Source organism: Burkholderia mycopellens, from assembly GCF_964265025.1.
Taxonomy (GTDB): Bacteria; Pseudomonadota; Gammaproteobacteria; order Burkholderiales; family Burkholderiaceae; genus Burkholderia.
The window spans coordinates 1,303,540-1,323,282 of record NZ_OZ183802.1; the positions used below are offsets into that span (position 1 = coordinate 1,303,540).

Annotated in this window: 13 protein-coding genes; 5 read left to right on the forward strand and 8 right to left on the reverse strand. The window is 68.0% G+C overall.

What is annotated here, in order from left to right; all coding sequences use genetic code 11:
• Window positions 1–10 precede the first annotated feature (10 nt).
• The 3 genes from astB to ACPTTC_RS06180 all read left to right on the forward strand — a co-directional run bounded on the left by astB (window position 11) and on the right by ACPTTC_RS06180 (window position 3,555).
• Window positions 11–1,351 (forward strand): N-succinylarginine dihydrolase, encoded by a 1,341-nt coding sequence (gene astB, locus ACPTTC_RS06170; protein ID WP_226197866.1) that lies wholly within the window; start codon window positions 11–13, stop codon window positions 1,349–1,351.
• Window positions 1,335–2,405, forward strand: a complete 1,071-nt coding sequence (gene astE, locus ACPTTC_RS06175) for a succinylglutamate desuccinylase (RefSeq protein ID WP_423391862.1) — start codon at window positions 1,335–1,337, stop codon at window positions 2,403–2,405. Before astB ends, astE begins: the two co-directional genes overlap by 17 nt.
• Window positions 2,406–2,760: 355 nt before the next feature.
• Window positions 2,761–3,555 (forward strand): ABC transporter substrate-binding protein, encoded by a 795-nt coding sequence (locus ACPTTC_RS06180; RefSeq protein WP_043182082.1) that lies wholly within the window; start codon window positions 2,761–2,763, stop codon window positions 3,553–3,555.
• Between the two features lie 109 nt (window positions 3,556–3,664).
• Here the strand turns inward: ACPTTC_RS06180 and ACPTTC_RS06185 are convergent, their stop codons facing one another.
• Both ACPTTC_RS06185 and cdpA read right to left on the reverse strand, forming a co-directional pair.
• Window positions 3,665–5,164 carry an HDOD domain-containing protein gene (locus ACPTTC_RS06185; RefSeq protein WP_423391863.1) on the reverse strand — a complete coding sequence of 500 codons (1,500 nt, stop codon included), beginning with the start codon at window positions 5,162–5,164 and terminating at the stop codon, window positions 3,665–3,667.
• 27 nt (window positions 5,165–5,191) lie between these two features.
• A complete protein-coding gene (cdpA, locus tag ACPTTC_RS06190; RefSeq protein ID WP_226198146.1) occupies window positions 5,192–6,934 on the reverse strand; it encodes a cyclic di-GMP phosphodiesterase CdpA in 1,743 nt (580 codons plus the stop codon).
• Window positions 6,935–7,213: 279 nt separating this feature from the next.
• On the opposite strand from cdpA, the gene ACPTTC_RS06195 reads away from it, so the two are divergent.
• The gene (locus ACPTTC_RS06195; protein WP_175951777.1) at window positions 7,214–7,765 is read left to right on the forward strand and encodes a peroxiredoxin; all 552 of its coding nucleotides are present in this window, start codon (window positions 7,214–7,216) and stop codon (window positions 7,763–7,765) included.
• An 87-nt stretch (window positions 7,766–7,852) separates the two neighbouring features.
• On the opposite strand, the gene ACPTTC_RS06200 is transcribed toward ACPTTC_RS06195, so the two are convergent.
• Entirely contained in the window at window positions 7,853–8,482 is a 630-nt protein-coding gene (locus ACPTTC_RS06200) for an NAD(P)H-binding protein (RefSeq protein ID WP_175967375.1), read from the reverse strand.
• A 296-nt stretch (window positions 8,483–8,778) separates the two neighbouring features.
• On the opposite strand from ACPTTC_RS06200, the gene ACPTTC_RS06205 reads away from it, so the two are divergent.
• Complete coding sequence (locus ACPTTC_RS06205) at window positions 8,779–10,194, forward strand: NYN domain-containing protein (RefSeq protein ID WP_423391864.1); 1,416 nt, start codon at window positions 8,779–8,781, stop codon at window positions 10,192–10,194.
• Between the two features lie 129 nt (window positions 10,195–10,323).
• Here the strand turns inward: ACPTTC_RS06205 and ACPTTC_RS06210 are convergent, their stop codons facing one another.
• From ACPTTC_RS06210 to ACPTTC_RS06230, 5 genes are all read right to left on the reverse strand, one after another.
• Window positions 10,324–10,707 (reverse strand): VOC family protein, encoded by a 384-nt coding sequence (locus ACPTTC_RS06210; protein WP_175951780.1) that lies wholly within the window; start codon window positions 10,705–10,707, stop codon window positions 10,324–10,326.
• Between the two features lie 106 nt (window positions 10,708–10,813).
• The gene (locus ACPTTC_RS06215; RefSeq protein ID WP_423391865.1) at window positions 10,814–14,122 is read right to left on the reverse strand and encodes an efflux RND transporter permease subunit; all 3,309 of its coding nucleotides are present in this window, start codon (window positions 14,120–14,122) and stop codon (window positions 10,814–10,816) included.
• Window positions 14,123–14,125: 3 nt separating this feature from the next.
• A complete protein-coding gene (locus ACPTTC_RS06220; RefSeq protein WP_423391866.1) occupies window positions 14,126–17,239 on the reverse strand; it encodes an MdtB/MuxB family multidrug efflux RND transporter permease subunit in 3,114 nt (1,037 codons plus the stop codon).
• A 15-nt stretch (window positions 17,240–17,254) separates the two neighbouring features.
• A complete protein-coding gene (locus ACPTTC_RS06225) occupies window positions 17,255–18,625 on the reverse strand; it encodes an MdtA/MuxA family multidrug efflux RND transporter periplasmic adaptor subunit (protein WP_423391867.1) in 1,371 nt (456 codons plus the stop codon).
• 253 nt (window positions 18,626–18,878) lie between these two features.
• On the reverse strand, window positions 18,879–19,703 hold the full coding sequence (locus ACPTTC_RS06230) for an IclR family transcriptional regulator (protein ID WP_423391868.1): 825 nt from the start codon (window positions 19,701–19,703) through the stop codon (window positions 18,879–18,881).
• Window positions 19,704–19,743: the final 40 nt, after the last annotated feature.

The window sequence follows — 19,743 nt, forward strand, 5'->3', positions numbered from 1 at the left end:
GGGAACGACGATGAACGCACAAGAAGCCAATTTCGACGGGCTCGTCGGCCCGACCCACAACTACGCCGGGCTGTCGTTCGGCAACGTGGCGTCGCTCAACAACGAAAAGTCGGCCGCGAACCCGAAGGCCGCGGCCAAGCAGGGGCTGCGCAAGATGAAGCAGCTCGCGGATCTCGGCTTCGCGCAAGGTGTGCTGCCGCCGCAGGAGCGGCCGTCGCTGCGCCTCTTGCGCGAGCTCGGCTTCTCGGGCAAGGACGCGGACGTGATCGCGAAGGCCGCGAAGCAGGCGCCCGAGCTGCTCGCCGCGGCGAGCTCGGCGTCGGCGATGTGGACCGCGAACGCGGCCACCGTCAGCCCGTCGGCCGATACGAGCGATGGCCGCGTGCACTTCACGCCGGCGAACCTGTGCAGCAAGCTGCATCGCGCGATCGAGCACGAAGCGACGCGCCGCACGCTGTCGACATTGTTCGCCGATCCCGCGCACTTCGCGGTGCATGAGGCGCTGACCGGCACGCCGGCACTCGGCGACGAAGGCGCGGCGAACCATACGCGCTTCTGCGCCGAATACGGCAAGCCGGGCATCGAGTTCTTCGTGTACGGTCGCGCGGAATATCGCCGCGGCCCCGAGCCGAAGCGCTTCCCGGCGCGCCAGACGTTCGAGGCGAGCCGTGCGGTCGCGCATCGCCACGGGCTCGCCGAAGAAGCGACGGTCTACGCTCAGCAGGATCCGGACGTGATCGACGCAGGTGTGTTCCACAACGACGTGATTTCGGTCGGCAACCGCGACACGCTGTTCACGCACGAGCGCGCGTTCGTCAACAAGCAGGCGATCTACGACACGCTGACCGCCGCGCTCGACGCGCGCGGCGCGCGCCTGAACGTGATCGAGGTGCCGGAGGCCGCCGTGAGCGTGAACGACGCGGTGACGTCGTATCTGTTCAACAGCCAGCTGCTGTCGCGCGCGGACGGCTCGCAGGTGCTCGTCGTGCCGCAGGAATGCCGCGAGAACGGGAACGTTGCGGCCTATCTCGACGAACTCGCGGCCGGCAACGGCCCGATTCGCGACGTGCTCGTGTTCGACCTGCGCGAGAGCATGAAGAACGGCGGTGGCCCGGCGTGCCTGCGCCTGCGCGTCGTGCTGAACGACGCGGAACGCGCGGCCGTCACGTCGAACGTGTGGATCAACGACACGCTGTTCGCGTCGCTCGATACCTGGATCGACCGGCACTATCGCGATCGCCTCGCACCGGAAGACCTCGCCGATCCGGCGCTGCTCGACGAATCGCGCACGGCGCTCGACGAGCTCACGCAGATCCTGCGCGTCGGTTCGCTGTATGACTTCCAGCGCTGATGCCCGTATGGCCGCCGCGCTGCTCGACGACTTCCTCGCGTTCACGCTGACCGGTGGCGCGCCGTCCGCAACGGACGGTACCTGTGCCGCCGGTGCCGTGCGCTGGCAATGGCTCGGCGACGGGCTGCTCGCGCTCGAACCGGTGGCGGCCGAGGCCGCCGGCACGGCGCGCGCGAGCGTGCTCGTGTCGGCCGGCGTGCACGGCGACGAGACGGCGCCGATCGAGCTGCTGTCGATGCTTGTGCGCGATCTCGCATCGGGGGCGCTGCCGCTCGCGTGCCGGCTGCTCGTCGTGCTCGGCAACGTGCCGGCGATGCGCGCCGGCGAACGCTATCTCGACGACGATCTGAACCGCCTGTTCAGCGGCCGTCACGCGCAGGTGCCCGCCAGCCGCGAAGCGCCGCGTGCCATGCAGCTCGAAGCCGCTGCCGCCGCGTTCTTCGCGGCCGCGCCGGCCGGCGCCGCGCGCTGGCACATCGACATGCACACGGCGATTCGCGCATCGGTGTTCGAGCAGTTCGCACTGCTGCCGCACACGGGCATGCCGCCGACGCGCACGATGTTCGAATGGCTCGGCGATGCGCAGATCGCGGCGGTGCTGCTGCATACCGCGAAGGGCAACACGTATTCGCATTTCACGGCCGAGCACTGCGGCGCGCTCGCGTGCACGCTGGAACTCGGCAAGGTGCGCCCGTTCGGCCAGAACGACCTGACGCGCTTCGCGCCGGCCGACCGCGCGGTACGCAAGCTCGTGTCGGGTGCTGATCGCGAGGCTGGCGCTCGGGGCGGCCCTCCATCGTTGCCGCGCGTCTTCACGGTGATCGACCAGATCACGAAGCAGAGCGACGCGCTCGAGCTGTTCGTGGCGGCCGACGTCGCGAACTTCACCGCGTTTGCTCGCGGCACGGTGCTCGCACAGGACGGCGACTACCGCTACACGGTGAAGCACGACGAGGAGCGCATCGTGTTCCCGAACCCGACGGTGAAGCCGGGTTTGCGCGCGGGCCTGCTCGTCATCGACACGACCCGCGAGACGGTCGCGACGCTCGTCTGACGGTAACCGATTGCGCGTGGCCGCGGCGACCCGCGGCCCGCGCATCGCCCTGCAACCGTTCCATTTTTGAGATGACGCCCGCACGCCGCACCCACGGCCCGCGCGTTGCGCTTGCGTATTTGCGACATCGTCTTGCCAGTTCGACGGGCCGCCCGGCTGACGTCGGCGCCCGCAGCGCAGCATCACGTGTCGGCGGCTGCTTTGCCATGCCGGGCCGCGCGGATTGGTACAATCGCGGCCTTGCGGCTGTTGCGCCGCATCACGGCGCGGCGGCAGCATTGCCGTGGTCATCCGACCCTGCAATGATGCATGCGCCCGTAGTTCCGGAACATTCGAGTATCGAGGAGAACACCTGATGAAGTTGGATTGGCGTAAAGTGGCCGCGCATGCGGTGGTGGCGGCATCGGCCGTGGCGGCAGGCAGCGCGATGGCAGCGGATCTGAAAGAGATCCGTTTCGGCGTCGAAGCCTCGTACGCGCCGTTCGAATACAAGACGCCCGACGGCAAGCTGACCGGCTTCGACATCGACATCGGCAACGCGGTGTGCGCGAAGCTGAAGACGAAGTGCGTGTGGGTCGAGAACGACTTCGACGGTCTGATCCCGGCGCTGCAGGCGCGCAAATTCGACGCGATCAACTCGGACATGACGATCACTGACCAGCGCAAGCACGCGATCGCGTTCACCGATGCGATCTACACGATCCCGAACCAGCTGATCGCGAAGCAGGGCAGCGGCCTGCTGCCGACCCCGCAATCGCTGAAGGGCAAGCGCGTCGGCGTGCTGCAGGGCACGATCCAGGAAGCGTATGCGAAGAAGAAGTGGGCGCCGGCAGGTGTCGAAGTCGTGCCGTACCAGACGCAGGATCTGGCCTACGCCGACCTGAAGTCGGGCCGTCTCGACGCGACGTTCCAGGACGCGGAAGCCGGTTCGAAGGGCTTCCTGACGAAGCCGCAAGGGCAGGGCTTCGCGTTCGCGGGCGGTACCGTGAGCGATGCCGAGATCCTCGGCTCGGGCGTCGGTTTCGGCCTGCGCAAGAACGACGCGGCGTTGAAGACCGCGCTCGATCAGGCGCTGAAGGAGCTGAAGGCCGACGGCACGATCGACAATCTCGCGAAGAAGTACTTCAGCGTGCCCGTGACGCTCAAGTAAGCGTTGTGTTCGATCGCACGATGCAAGCAAACCGGCCGCTGATGCGGCCGGTTTGTTTTTGGGAGGCGGGAATCGGCAGGAATAGGCGCGGCAGCGGCCGGCGGCCGCGTCAGGCCGGAAAGAACCGGCCCAGTTCGCGCGCGAGTTCGTTGAGCACGCTCATCTCCTGCTGCGTGATCTTGCGTGCAGGCTGCGCGCCGGCCCAGTCGCCGTACAGCAGCGCAACGGTCGTCGTGCCGACGCGCACGGGCAGCAGCACGAACGCGCGCGAGTCGCCGAATGCGTCGAGATACCACGCGGGCAGGCGCTTGCGCATCTTCGGCTCCTGCGCCTGCTCGATGAAGATGCCGACCGAGTTCGAGATCGCGAGATGAAACACGTCCGGCTCGAAGCGCTCGTCGAAGCGCAGCCGGTCGAGCGTCGTATCGACGCCGGGGCCGAAGCCGAGGCGTGCGGCGAAGATGCCGTCGTCGTGACGCACGAACATCACGGTGCGCGTGAACGCGAGGCCGGCCAGCAGGCTTTCCGATGCGAGCGCGAGCACCGGCGTCAGCACGTGCTCGGACGGCAGCGCACGCAGGTCCGCGAGGCCGGCTTCGAGGCATGCCTCGGGCTCGGCCTGTGCACGCGCGATCGCATCGGCGTTCGCGCGCAGTTCGACGATCTCGCGCATCACGGTGTCGCTCGCTTCCTCGCGCGCGAGCCGCTCGGCGATCTCGACGAGCGCGTCGGCTTCCATGTCGAGTTCCGCGCCATAGTGCTGCGCGAGCGCCGCGATGCGCGCGTCGCGCTGCGGGCTCGCGGGCATCACGAGCGCGCCCGCGACGTCGGTCGAGCAGCGGCTGATCGCGCGCAGCCAGCGCACGCGGGCGGCCGGGCTGTCATCGGTCGCATGGCCCGCATCGTGGTCGTGCTCTTCGTTGCCGAACGCGTCGGTGTGGACCACGTGGTCGTGGTCGGCCATCCCCGCGCGGATCACGTCGGGCAACCGCCAGCGCGCGGCCGCCTCGAGCCCGATCTCGTCGAAGCCGACGCCGAGCACATCGATGCAGGCGGCCGCTTCGTCGCCGTTCAGCTCGGCCGCGCGGCGGCGGATCCGGTCCCATTCGCTGTCGAGATAGCAGACCACGAGCAGCTTGCCGACTTGGCGCATCAGCGTGCAGACGACGGCTTCCTCGCCCGCGCGCAGTTCGGCGCGCTCGGTGAGCTTGCGCGCGACGCAGCCGGACAGCAGCGCGCGGTTCAGTTCGAGCTTCGCGTCGATGCGGCGCGGCGTACTGTGGTGGAAATGGTCGACGAGCTTGAGCCCGACGACCAGGTGGCCGACGGCGTCCATGCCGAGCACCATCAGTGCGCGGGTCACGGTGGTGATGTTGCCGCCGAACGCCATGTACATCGCGGAGTTCGCGAGCCGCAGCACTTTCTGCGTGAGCGCGAAGTCCGACAGCACGACGCGCACGAGCGCGGTGAAGTCGAGGTCGTCGTTCTTCATCGCGGCCATCGTCGCGCGCAGCGATTCCGACAGCAGCGGGAAATCGCCCCGTTCGTTCATCCGGGCCCACAGCTTGTCGAGCAATGCGGTGCGGGGCAAGTGTTCGGTGATTGACATACGGATCTGTCCGGTTCGCCGCGCGCGTCAGGCGGCGGCGTGCAGGTGCAGTTGCTGCGCCTCGAAACGCCGCGCGAGCTCCTCGGACGGCAGTGCCTGGCAGACGAGCCAGCCCTGGATATGGTTGCAGCCCATCTCCGTCAGCAATTCGCGCTGCGCCTCGGTCTCGACGCCTTCCGCGACGAGCTCGAGATCGAGCGTCTGCGCGAGGCCGACCACCGCCGACACGATCGCGCGGTCGTTGCGCGAGGTCAGCAGGTTCTCGACGAAACTGCGGTCGATCTTCAGCTTCGCGAGCGGGAAGCGTTGCAGATACGCGAGGCTTGAATAGCCGGTGCCGAAATCGTCGATCGCGAAGCGGATGCCGAGATCGGTCAGTTCCTCGAGCAGCCCCTTTGCCTGCGCGGGATCGTGCATCAACAGGCTTTCGGTGATCTCGAGCACGATGCGGCGCGGGTCGATGCCCGTCAGCGCGATCGCCTCGCGCACGCTCTGCGTGAAGCGCGGGTCGCGAAACTGCTGCGGCGACACGTTGACCGCCACGTACTGCAGCGCGAGCCCCTGGCGGTCCCAGGCGACGAGCTGCATGCACGCGGCCTTGAGCACCCAGTTGCCGAGATAGTTGATCAGGCCGATCGATTCGGCGAGCGGAATGAAGGTCGCCGGCGGCACGAGGCCATGCACCGGATGGCGCCAGCGGATCAGCGCCTCGACGCCGACCACCGCGCCCGACTGGCTGCGCGTGATCGGCTGGAAATGGAGTGAAAACTCGCCGTTGCGCACGCCGTCGTACAGGTCGGCTTCGAGCTTCAGCCGTTCGGCGTCGGCCGGATCGTCGACGGGCGCGTGGAATGCGAGCGCATTGCCGCCCGACGCCTTCGCCTGTGCGAGCGCGTGGTCGGCGCGGCGCAGCAGCGGGCTGTGGTGCTGCGCGCGATGGGGCGCCGAGCGCTCGTCAGGGTAGAGCGCGATGCCGATGCTCGCGGACAGGTGCACGGTCTGCCCCTGGTACACGTAGGGCTCGCGCACCGCGGCCTGCAGCCGGCGTGCGAGTGCGTCCGCCGCGTTGCTCGCCTGCGTGCGGTCCGGTGCGCCGAGCACGACCGCGAACTTGTCGCTCGCGACGCGCGCGAGCTGCTCGTTCGGCGTGACGAGCGCCTTCAGCCGCTGCGCGGTCTCGCGCAGCAGCGTGTCGCCCGCGTCGTAGCCGAGCGCACGGTTGATCCGCTGGTAGTCGTCGAGGTCGAGCAGCAGCAGCGCCGCACAGGTGCCGTCCCCGTCTGCGGTCTGCTGCGCGCGCATCAGTGCGGGCACGAGCGCGGACAGGTTGCCGAGCCCCGTCATCGGGTCGTGGTGCATTTCGTAAGTCAGGCGCGCCTCGAGCGCACGCCACGACGACACGTCGAACGCCGCGATCGCGAACCCGTCGACGCCGTGGTGGCGGCTCTTGAACGCGCGGATCTCGACGTCCAGCGGGTAGGTGAGCGACTTGACGATGCACATCGTCGCCTTCTCGACCTGGCCCGAACGCGCGGCGCGCGCAAGCAGGCCTTCGAGCGCCGCGGTATCCTGTTCGGCGATCAGGTCGCGCAGCGTCAGCGTGTGCAGGTAGTCGCGGTGGTAGCCGATGAAGCGCAGGCTCGCGTCGGATACGTACAGAAAGCGCAGTTCGCGGTCGACATGGGCGAGGAAATCCACCGTGCCGACCGTCTGTTCCAGCCAGTCGCGCACGGAGTCGTCGCGTCGCGGCGCGCCGGCGCGCGCGGGCATCAGCGCGCCGCCCGACCAGGCGAAGCGGCGCAGCGTATGCAAGGCGCTGCGCCAGGAGCCCTTGCGTGACGTCTGTTTCCTGTTGGCTTCCATGTTTCTCGCTGACGTGAAGGGCTGGAACCGGTTGTCCGGAAGGAATAACGGCAGACTGTGCGGAATCTTTAACGGACCGGCCGCGGATGGCATGGCCGCTGGACCGGATCGGTCACGCGGGTGTTCGACAGCCGAACGCCGGCGAGGTCTACTTTGAGGCTGACTTTATAAGAAATGAGGACGCAGATGAAGCGAAAACTGTTGCTGGGCGCCGCCGTGGCGGCGCTGGTGGCCGGCCATGCGCTGGTGGCGCAGGCGGAATTGAAGCCGGGTGCCGCGGCGCCCGATTTCACGACGCAGGCGTCGCTGGGCGGCAAGACTTACACGTACTCGCTCGCGGACGCGCTGAAGCAGGGGCCGGTCGTGCTGTATTTCTACCCGGCCGCGTTCACGAAGGGCTGCACGATCGAGGCGCACGCGTTCGCGGACGCAGTGGATCGCTACAAGGCTTACGGCGCGACCGTGATCGGCGTATCGGCCGACAAGATCGACACGCTGACGAAGTTCTCGGTGAGCGAGTGCCGGAGCAAGTTCCCGGTCGCGGCCGATCCGGACGCGAAGATCATCCGGGAATACGACGCGAAGCTGCCGGCGATCGACCGGGCGAACCGCGTGTCCTACGTGATTTCGCCGGAAGGGAAGATTCTCTACGAATACACGAGCATGTCGCCCGACAAGCACGTCGAGAACACGCTCGCCGCCGTGAAGGCGTGGGCCGACGCGCATCCGAAGCAGTAAGCGGGCGGCCCGCGCGCCCAAGCGGCCCGTCGTGCGGGCCGCCGGTGCGGATCCCCGCGCCGCCGCGCGGCGGCGCGGGCGAGGCCGCTAGGCGCGCAATGCCTGCTCGATCGGCACGCTGCCGCCGACGAAGCCGACGATCTTGCGCGAGATACCGAGCTTGATCGCCTCGATCGCGGCCCAGGCCACATCCTGGCGCGACACGGGCGGGGCGCCTTCGAACCACGCGTCGGTCAGCGCGATCTTGCCGACGCCCGGGCCGTCCGCGAGCGGGCCGGGGCGCAGGATCACGTAGTCGACGCCCGACGCGATCACGCGCTCGTCGCCTTCGCGCTTCATCTGCGAATAGTGGCGCAGCGCGTCTGGGCCGAGTTCGGGCCGGTACGCGGACAGCGAGCTGATCACCACGAGCTTCTGCGCGTTGTAAGCCAGCGCGTATTCGGCCGCGCGGGCGACCGCGTCGCGGTCGACCTGCTCCTCTTCGGCCGCGCCTTCCGATTCGGCCGAACCGGCCGCGTAGATCACGTGCGAGATGCCCTGGAATGCGTGCGAGAAATCGTTCGTCAGATCGGCCTCGACCACCCGCGCGCCCGCCAGCGCATAGCCGTGCCGGCGCACGAGCGCCGTGACCTCGAACTCCGGCTGCTTGAGCAGCAGATCCGCGCAGGCCTGGCCCGTTCTACCGGTCGCGCCAATCAGCAGTACCTTCGTCGTCATGAAACCGCTCCTTGCTCGATGCGTCATCCTTCCAGATAGGGACGGACGACCGATAACTCAAGTGTAATGTCGATTCGCCGCCGTGGCGGGTGTGTATTAAGGGGCGTACCGACCGCGCGTGCCCGCCGGGGGCTGCCCGACGCGGGCACACTCCGCTGCGGCGCGGCCGACACCGGCATTCCGGCCGCCATGCATTCACACCGATGCGGGAATGACGCGCCGACCAGCTATCATGTGCGCGATGCATTTTTCGCCGATACGTCATACAACGCATCGGCCCACCGGTTGGAGTACACATGGCATTACCCCTGGACAACGTCAGCATGGCCGTGTTCTGCGACTTCGAGAACGTCGCGCTCGGCGTGCGTGACGCGAAGTACGAGAAATTCGACATCCAGCCCGTGCTGGAGCGCTTGCTGCTGAAGGGCAGCATCGTCGTGAAGAAGGCCTATTGCGACTGGGATCGCTACAAGGGCTTCAAGGCATCGATGCACGAGGCGAGCTTCGAGCTGATCGAGATTCCGCACGTGCGCCAGTCGGGCAAGAATTCGGCCGACATCCGGCTCGTCGTGGACGCGCTCGACCTCTGCTACACGAAGTCGCACGTCGATACGTTCGTGATCATCAGCGGTGATTCGGATTTCTCGCCGCTCGTGTCGAAGCTGCGCGAGAACGCGAAGAAGGTGATCGGGGTCGGCGTGAAGAATTCGACGTCGGACCTGCTGGTCGCGAACTGCGACGAATTCATCTTCTACGACGATCTGGTGCGCGAGCAGCAGCGCGCGCTCGCGAAGCGCGAACAGCAGCGCACGGGCAGCAGCGGCGTGAAGCGGCCCGACGAGCCGTCGCGCAAGCACGAGATGGACGCGCGCAAGGCCCAGGCAATCGCGCTGGCGGTCGAGACGTTCGACGCGCTCGCGTCGGAGCGCGACGACGTCGGCAAGATCTGGGCGTCGGTGCTCAAGAGTGCGATCAAGCGCCGCAAGCCGGATTTCAACGAGTCGTACTACGGGTTCCGCGCGTTCGGCAACCTGCTCGAAGAAGCGCAGGCGCGCGGCCTGCTCGAAGTGGGGCGCGACGACAAGTCGGGCGCGTTCGTGTCGCGGGCCCGCCAGCAGGCGGCCGCGGAGCACGCTGCGCCGGCCGGTGACGGCGGCGCCCCGCACCACGGCACGCACCACGGGGCGCGCGCGGCGGAGCCGGCGCGGCCCGGGCGCGAGCCGCGACGTCGCGAGCAGCGGGCGGAGGCAGTCGTGCATGAACCCGCGCAGGTCGACGCGGAAGAGGCGGCGACGACCGACGTGGTCGAGGCGCTGGAAGTGGCCGAGGTGCACGGCGACGCGAAGGATGGCCGCAAGCGTGCACGCAAGAGCACGGCGAAGAAGACCGCCGCGAAGAAGGGCGCTGCCGCGAAGAGCGCCGGCCGCCAGGCGGCCGGGAAGCCGGACGACGCCGGGCATGGCGCGGCGAAGCACGAAGGCGACAAGCACGCGCATGGCAAGCAGGCGGACGATCCGCATCGCGACGTGGAGCAGCGCGACGAGCGGCACGTTGCGGTGATGCACGCCGAGCCGGTGGTCGGCGATCCCGGCGGCGAGGTCGCTGCCGCGCCGGCCGAGGCGCCCGCCGAAGCCAAACCGAAGAAACCGGCCCGCAAGGCGGCGGCGCCTCGCGCGCGGCGCCCGCGCAAGACAGCGGCAGCGGCCGAGTAATGGTCGGGTAACGGCCGAGCAAAGGCCGAGCAAAGGCCGCCGGCCTCGGGTGTCGTCCGCAACAGGCCGACACCCGGGCGGGCTCCGCACCCGCAATGGCGGCCGGCGCAATGCGGGCCCGCGGCCGAACTAGCCGTTCAGCCCATAAGGCTGCGTCATCACTTCGAGGAAGTGGCCGTCCGGATCGTCGAAGTACACGCCGCGGCCGCCGTTGTGGCGGTAGATGTCATCGGGTTGCCGCTTCGCCGGATCGGCCCAGTGCGGCAGCCCGCGCTCGCGAATCCGCGCGAGCACGCGATCGAAGCCTGCTTCGTCGAGCAGGAACGCGTAATGCTGCGACGCGATCTCTCCCGGCTGTTCATGAAAATCGAGCGACACGCCGTTGCCGAGCGGGACGACCAGCATCGCGCCGAACGGCGTCGGCGGCGGCAATTCCAGAAGCTCGGTGAGGAAGCGGCTCGACGCGCGCTTGTCGCGGCACCAGACGATCGTATGGTTGAGCTGGACGTTCATGGTGTGTCCCCGTGCAGGGCCCCGCGGTGGGCATGGACTCACGATAGCCGATCGTCGCAGCGGTTCAAGCGCGAAAAAACGGCCGCCCAACGGGCGGCCGCTTTCATCACTCCCCGGCGACCGCCGGCCCGCCCGGATTCGCGCGGCGGTTGCGCCGCTTCTCGGCCCACACGCGCAGCCGGTCCATGTACAGGTACACGACCGGCGTCGTATAGAGCGTCAGCACCTGCGACACGATCAGGCCGCCGGCGATCGCGATCCCGAGCGGCGCGCGCAGCTCGGCGCCGTCGCCGTTGCCGAACGCGAGCGGCAGCGCACCGAGCAGCGCCGCCATCGTCGTCATCATGATCGGGCGGAAGCGCAGCAGGCACGCCTCGTGGATCGCGTCGAACGACGACTTCCGGTTGTTGCGCGTCTGGTCGATCGCGAAGTCGACCATCATGATCGCGTTCTTCTTCACGATACCGATCAGCAGGATCACGCCGATCAGCGCGATGATGCTGAACTCGGTCTTGAACAGCAGCAGCGCGAGCAGCGCGCCGACGCCGGCCGACGGCAGCGTCGACAGGATCGTGATCGGGTGGATGTAGCTCTCGTACAGGATCCCGAGCACGATATAGACGGCCAGCAGCGCGGCGAGGATCAGGATCGGCTGGTTGTTCAGCGACTGCTGGAACGCCTGTGCGGTGCCCTGGAAGCTGCCGACGATCGTCGGCGGGACGCCGACCTGCGCCATCGTCTGGTAGATCACCTGCGTCGCCTGCGACAGCGACACGCCCGGCGGCAGGTTGAACGAGATCGTCGTCGCGACGAACAGCCCCTGGTGGTTGACCGACAGCGGCGTCGTGCTCGGCCCGAACGTCGCGATCGACGACAGCGGGATCATCGTCGACTTCGACGTCGACACGGACGCGCCCGACGACGCGCTCGACTTGCCGCTGGCCGCGATCGAGTTGAGTGCCTGGTTGCGCGCGGAATCGGACGCGATCGCCGCGGCGCTCTGCGTGCCCGTGCCGGCGCTCGACGTGCCGGCCGACGTCGCGACGTAGGTGCCGGCCGCCGCGTTGGTGGTCTGCGAGCCGTTCGCGCTGCCGCCCGACGTGCTGATCCACACCTGGTTCAGCATCTCGGGGCTCTGCCAGTATTTCGGCGCGACTTCCATCACCACGTGGTACTGGTTCAGCGGGTTGTAGATCGTCGAGACCTGGCGCTGCCCGAACGCGTCGTACAGCGTGTTGTCGATCTGCGCGGGCTTGATGCCGAACCGCGCGGCCGTCGCGCGGTCGATCGTCACCATCGCCTCGAGCCCGCCTTGCTGCTGGTCGGAGTTCACGTCGGTCAGCTCGGGGCGCTTTTGCAGCGCCTCGGTCAGGATCGGCCCCCACTTGTACAGGTCGGCGCTCGAATCGCCGAGCAGCGTGAACTGGTACTGCGCGTTGCTCTGCCGGCCGCCGACGCGGATGTCCTGCGCGGCCTGCAGGAACGTGCGCGCACCCGCGACGTCCGCCAGCGGCGGGCGCAACTGCTGAATCACCTGGTCGGCCGACAGCTTGCGTTCGGTGCGATCCTTCAGCGTGACGAACATGAAGCCGGAGTTGGTCTGCGTGCCGCCGGTGAAGCCCGCGACGCTCTTCACGTTCGGGTTCGCCTGCACGATCCGCATCATCTCGGAGAATTTCAGCTTCATCGCCTGGAACGACGTCGACTGGTCCGCCTGGATGCCGCCGATCATCAGCCCGGTGTCCTGCTGCGGGAAGAAGCCCTTCGGCACGACGATGTACAGGTAGACGTTCAGCCCGATCGTCGCGAACAGGGTCAGCAGGATCAGCAGCGGCCGGCGCAGCGCCCACGACAGCGAGCGTTCGTAGCCGCGCTGCATGCGGCTGAAACAGTGTTCCAGGAAGCGCCCGAAGCGGCCTTCGCTTTGCGGGTCGTGCGACTCGGGCAGCAGACGCGCGCACATCATCGGCGTGACCGTGAGCGACACCGCGAGCGATACGGCGATCGCGAGCGACAGCGTCAGCGCGAACTCGCGGAACAGCCGCCCGACGATGCCGCCCATCAGCAGGATCGGCAGGAACACCGCGACGAGCGAGATGCTCATCGACAGCACCGTGAAGCCAACCTCGCGCGCGCCGTCGAACGCAGCCTGCATGCGCGACTTGCCGTTCTCGATGTGCCGAGAGATGTTCTCGAGCACGACGATCGCATCGTCGACGACGAAGCCGGTCGCGACGATCAGCGCCATCAGCGACAGGTTGTCGATCGAGAAGCCGAGCAGGTACATCGCGCCGAACGTGCCGATGATCGAGATCGGTACCGCGACGCTCGGGATCAGCGTCGCGCGCCAGTTGCGCAGGAACAGGAACACGACCATCACGACGAGGCTGATCGCGATCAGCAGCGTATGCTCGGTGTCCTTCAGCGATGCGCGAATGGTGGTCGACCGGTCGAGCACGGGCGTGACCGTGATGTCGGCCGGCAGCGACGCGGTGAGCTGCGGCAGCGCGGCGCGCACGCGGTCGATCGTGTCGATGATGTTCGCGCCGGGCGAGCGGTAGAGGATCACGAGCACCGCGCGCTTGCCGTTCGACAGGCCGAGGTTGCGGAGATCCTCGACCGAATCGACGACGTCGGACAGGTCGGACAGCCGCACCGCCGCGCCGTTGCGGTACGCGACGACGAGGTCGCGGTATTGCGACGCCTCGGACGCCTGGTCGTTCGTATACAGCTGGTAGCGCTGCGGGCCGAACTCGATCGCGCCCTTCGGCGCGTTGGCGTTCGCGGACGCGAGCGCCGCGCGCACGTCCTCGAGGCCGATCCCGTAATGGAACAGCGCCTGCGGTTCGAGCTCGACGCGCACGGCCGGGTTCGCGGAGCCGCTCACCGAGACCTGGCCGATCCCGTCGATCTGCGACAGCGACTGCTGCAGCACCGTCGACGCGGCGTCGTACAGCTTCGCGGGCGAAGACGTTTCCGACGTCAGCGACACGATCATGATCGGCGAGTCGGCCGGGTTGACCTTGCGGTAGGTCGGGTTGCTCTTCAGCGATGCGGGCAGGTCGGCGCGTGCCGCGTTGATCGCGGCCTGCACGTCGCGCGCGGCGCCGTCGATGTCGCGGTTCAGGCCGAACTGCAGGATGATCCGGGCGTTGCCGACCGTGCTCGTCGACGTCATTTCGGACACGTCGGCGATCGAGCCGAGGTGCCGTTCGAGCGGGCTCGTCACGCTGGTCGCGACGGTCTCGGGGCTCGCGCCCGGCAGCGACGCCTGCACCGAGATGGTCGGGAAGTCGACCTGCGGCAGCGGCGACACCGGCAGCTTGATGAACGCGAACAGGCCCGCGAGCGCGATGCCGAGCGCGAGCAGCGTCGTCGCGACAGGGCGGGTGATGAAGGGACGCGACAGGTTCATCGCTTACGCATCCGTGCGCGTGTCGGCGCCGGGGCCGTGGCGTTCGAACCAGCCGCGCACGCGGCGCGCGAGCGAGTCGAAGCCGAGATAGATCACGGGCGTCGTGAACAGCGTCAGCACCTGCGACACGATCAGGCCGCCGGCGATCGCGATCCCGAGCGGCTGGCGCAGCTCGGAGCCCGCGCCGGAGCCGACGATCAGCGGCACCGCGCCGAGCAGCGCGGCGAGCGTCGTCATCAGGATCGGCCGGAAGCGCAGCAGGCACGCCTGGTAGATCGCCTCGCGCGGCGGCTTGCCTTCCACGCGTTCGGCCTCGAGCGCGAAGTCGATCATCATGATCGCGTTCTTCTTCACGATACCGATCAGCAGCACGATGCCGATGATCCCGATGATGTCGAGGTCGTGCCCGGTGATCATCAGCGCGAGCAGCGCGCCGACGCCGGCCGACGGCAGCGTCGACAGGATCGTGATCGGGTGGATGTAGCTCTCATACAGCACGCCGAGCACGATGTACATCGTGACGACAGCAGCGAGAATCAGGAACAGCTGGTTCGACAGCGACGCCTGGAACGCGAGCGCCGCGCCCTGGAAGCGCGTCTGGAACGACGCGGGCAGCCCGATGTCCTTCTCGGCGTCGTCGATCGCCTTGACCGCTTCGCCGAGCGATGCGCCTGCCGCCAGGTTGAACGAGATCGTGGTCGACGGGAATTGCGACAGGTGCGCGACCAGCAGCGGCGACGGCCGCTCATGGAACGACGCGATCGACGACAGCGGCACCTGGCCGCCGCCCGCCGACGGCAGGTAGATGTCGTTCAGCGATTGCGCGTAGTGCTGTTCCTTCGGCTCGGACTCGAGAATCACGCGGTACTGGTTCGACTGCGTGAAGATCGTCGATACGATGCGCTGGCCGAATGCGTCGTACAGCGCGTTGTCGACGGTCGCCGGCGTGATGCCGAAGCGCGCGGCGCTTGCGCGGTCGATCTCGATGTAGACGGACTGGCCGCTGCTCTGCAGGTCGGTCGCGACGTCGGCGAGCGACGGCTCCTGCTGCAGCCGCGCGACGAGCTTCGGCACCCAGGTCGCGAATTCGTCCGAATTCGGGCTCGTCAGCATGAACTGGTACTGCGTCGGGCTGACGGTCGAGTCGATCGTCAGGTCCTGCACCGACTGCATGAACAGCGAGATGCCGGTGGTGTTGGCGACGCGGTGCTGCAGGTCGCGGATGATCTGCGCAGCCGTCTCGGAGCGGTCGTCGCGCGCCTTCAGGTTGATCAGCATCCGGCCGCTGTTCAGCGTGATGTTGCTGCCGTCGACGCCGATGAACGACGTGAGGCTCTCGACGTTCGGATCCTTCAGGATCTCGGCCGCGAGCGCCTGCTGGCGTTCGGCCATCGCGCCGTACGAGATCGACTGCGGGGCCTGTGTGATCGCCTGGATCACGCCCGTATCCTGCGCGGGGAAGAAGCCCTTCGGCACGTAGACGTACAGCAGCCCGGTCAGCACGAGCGTCAGCACCGCGACGACGAGCGTCGAGCCCTGGCGGTTCAGCACCCATTCGAGCGCGACCCCGTAGCGCGCGATCACCCAGTCGATCGCCCGGTGCACGCGCGCCTCGAAGCGATGGCTCTCGGGCGGCGGCGAATGGCGCAGCAGCTTCGCGCACATCATCGGCACGAGCGTGAGCGACACGATCGCCGAGATCACGATCGTCACCGCGAGCGTGATCGCGAATTCGTGGAAGAGGCGCCCGACCACGTCGCCCATGAACAGCAGCGGGATCAGCACCGCGATCAGCGACACCGTCAGCGAGATGATCGTGAAGCCGATCTGCTTCGAGCCCTTCAGCGCGGCCTCGAGCCCGGTTTCGCCTTCCTCGACGTAGCGCGCGATGTTCTCGATCATCACGATCGCATCGTCGACCACGAAGCCGGTCGCGATGGTGAGCGCCATCAACGACAGGTTGTTCAGCGAGAAGCCGGCCATGTACATCACCGCGAGCGTGCCGATCAGCGACAGCGGCACCGACAGGCTCGGGATGATCGTCGCGTAGATGTTCGCGAGGAACAGGTACATCACGATCACGACCAGCGCGACCGCGAGCAGCAGCTCGAACTGCACGTCGCGCACGGCGGCGCGGATCATCGTCGTGCGGTCGGTGACGATCTGCACGTCGAGCGCGGCCGGCAGCGTTTCCTGCAGCTTCGGCAGCTGCGCCTTGATCGCGTCGACCGTCTGGATCACGTTCGCGCCCGGCTGGCGCTGCACGTTCAGGATGATCGCGGGCTCCTTGTTCACCCACGCGCCGAGCTTGGTGTTTTCCGAACCGGCGACGACCGTCGCGACGTCGGTGAGCATCACCGGGCGGCCGTTCTTGTACGCGACGACCGCGCTGTTGTACTGGTCGGCGCTCGTGAGCTGGTCGTTCGCGTTGATCGTGTACGCGCGCGTCGGACCGTCGAAATTGCCCTTCGGCGTGTTGACGTTCAGGTTCGAGATCGTCGTGCGCAGGTCGTCGAGGTTCATCCCGTACTGCGCGAGTGCGGTCGGGTTCGCCTGGATGCGCACGGCCGGGCGGTTGCCGCCCGACAGGCTGACGAGGCCCACGCCCGCGATCTGCGAAATCTTCATCGCAAGGCGTGTGTCGGCGAGATCCTGCACCTGCGTGAGCGGCAGCGTCTTCGACGTGACGGCGAGCGTGATCACCGGCGCGTCGGCCGGGTTGACCTTCGCGTAGATCGGCGGGGCAGGGAGGTCGGACGGCAGCAGGTTGCCGGCCGCGTTGATCGCGGCCTGCACTTCCTGTTCGGCGATGTCGAGCGGCAGGTCGAGCGAGAACTGCAGCGTGATCACGGACGAGCCGGCCGAGCTTTGCGACGACATCTGGTTCAGCGACGGCATCTGGCCGAACTGCCGTTCGAGCGGGGCGGTGACCGACGAGGTCATCACCTCCGGGCTCGCGCCCGGGTAGAAGGTCTGGACCTGGATCGTCGGGTAGTCGACTTCGGGCAGCGCCGCGAGCGGCAGGAAGCGCAGCGCGACGAGACCGGCCAGCATGATCGCCGCCATCAGGAGGGCGGTGCCGACCGGCCGGAGAATGAAGAGGCGGGATGGATTCATCGAGCGGCCCGAGCGTTACTGGGCCGCGGGGGCCGCTGCCTGCGACGCGCCGTGCTTGTGTCCGCCGCGATGGCCGCCGGCGCCCGATGCGCCCGACGCCGCGCCGGCGCCGCGCGCGCCCGACGCGCCTTTCGGCTTGTCGGCCGGGATCGAGATCTTCGAGCCTTCGCGCAGGCGGTCGGAGCCGTCGGTCACCACGCGCTCGCCGGGCGAGACGCCGCTGACGATGCTCGTGCGCTCGCCGTCGACGGGGCCGATCGTGACCTTGCGCACTGTCACCGTGTTGTCGGGTTTCACGACGTAGACGAACTGGCCGATCGAGCCGGTCAGCACCGCGGACGTCGGCGCGATCGTCGCGTTGCGCAGCACGTCGACGAGCAGGCGCGTGTTCACGAACTGATTCGGAAACAGCATGCCTTCCTTGTTGTCGAAGTTCGCGCGCAGCTTGACCGTGCCCGTGCTCGTGTCGATCTGGTTGTCGAGCGTCGCGAGCGAGCCCGTCTCGAGCGGCACCGTGTTGTTGCGGTTGTACGCGGTGACCGACAGCTTCTGGCCTGCGTTCACCTGCTTGAGGATCTGCGGCAGGTTGTCTTCCGACGTCGTGAAGATCACGCTCATCGGCTGCAGCTGCGTGATCACGACGATGCCGTTGCTGTCGCCCGGCGTCACGTAGTTGCCGGGGTCGACCTGGCGCAGGCCGACGCGGCCCGACACCGGCGCGGTGATGCGCGCATACGTGAGGTTCAGCTTTGCGGAATCGATCGCGGCCTGGTCGGTCTTCACCGCGCCTTCGTATTGCTTGACGAGTGACGCCTGCGTATCGACGGTCTGCGACGCGATCGAGTCCTGCGACAGCAGCGTCTGGTAGCGCTTCAGGTCGAGGCGGGCCGTCGCGAGCAGTGCCGCGTCGCGCGCATGCGTGCCTTCGGCGTTTTCGAGCGACACCTGGTACGGGCGCGGGTCGATCTGGGCGAGCACGTCGCCCTTCTTGACGATCTGCCCCTCCTGGAACGAGACCGACTGCAGGTAGCCCGACAACTGCGTCTTGACCGTCACGTTCGCGAGCGGCGTGACGGTGCCGAGCGCGGACAGCACGATCGGCATTTCGCCCTGCGTCACGGTCGCGACCTGCACGGGCTGCGGAATGTTCGCCATCGCGGCGGGGCCGCCACGGCCGCGGTGGCCGCCGGCACCACCGGCCGCGCTTGCGCCCGCGCCGCTCGCCGCCGTGCCGGCCGCCGGCGTGCGGTTCCACGGATGCCACCACAGCAGGCCGCCGATGACGACGACCGCGAGCGCCCCGGCCATCAGCGTGCGGCGCGGGCGCCGTGCGGCGGGGGACGCGGGGTCTTTCGAAGGAGGCGTGGGTTTTTGTTCGTTATCCATCGTGATCTGTCAGGAAGACGGCGCGGCGTGCCGGAAATCGGACTGCTGGGCTGCGCGTGGGCGAGCGGTGCCGGGAGGGGGCGCCCGGCTCGGTCCGGGCGCCCGCCGGCCTGCGCGGGAAAAGAGCGGTGCGCGCCGCGAGTGCGGCGCGACGATGGGCATGATCCTACGTCCCGTCCCCGTTACAGTCCAGTGGTCTATCTTTCATCGGGTTACGGTCGTTACAGAACGCGACAGGACGATGACGAAACGATTACACGCTGATGCGCCGGGCCGGTGCGCCGCCGATTTCGCGGGTGATTTTCGTGATGCACTCGTGCAGCGCGGGCACCACGTGTTCGTGCAGCCATTCGGGCGGGCACTGGTGCGACGCGCCACCGCAATTCACCGAATAGCGCTGGCCCGACGGGCCGACGAAACCGGCCGCGACGGCATTCAGGCCCTCGCGCCATTCGCCGATCGCGATCGCGTGGCCGTCGCGCATCGCGTCGTCCAGTGCGGGGTTCAGGCGGGCGGACACATGCGGCCAGTCGTCGCCTGCCGTGGTGCGCAGCGACTCGAGCAGCAGGCGGCGTTCGTCCTCCTCGAGTGCGGCGAGATACGCGCGGCCTACCGCGGTGCGCGCGATGTCCATCCGCGAGCCGATTTCGAGGCGCGTGACGAGCACGGCCGAGCGCGGCCGGATCACGTCGATCGCGACCATGTCGAGCCGGTCGCGCACCGCGAGGTGCACGGACAGCGACGTGCGTTCGGCCAGCTCGATCATGAACGGCCGCGAACGTGCGCGGATGTCGAAGTTGCGCAGGAAGCCGTGGCTCAGTTCGAGTACCGACGCAGTGAGCACGAAGCGCTCGCTGTCGGGCAACTGGAACAGGAAGCCGGCGCTGACGAGCGTCGCGGTGATGCGCGAGACGGTCGGCTTCGGGATGCCGGTCAGTTCGGTCAGCTCGCGGTTGCTGACGGGCGCATCGGCCGCCGCGATGCGACGCAGCACGGCAAGGCCGCGGGCGAGGGCGGTGATCTCGTCGGGCGAGGATTCACGGTCCCGCGACGCGGGAGGGGTTACAGTTGTCGACACGAGGGATTCTCTCTAATTCCGAAACTCGATTTCAATTTTG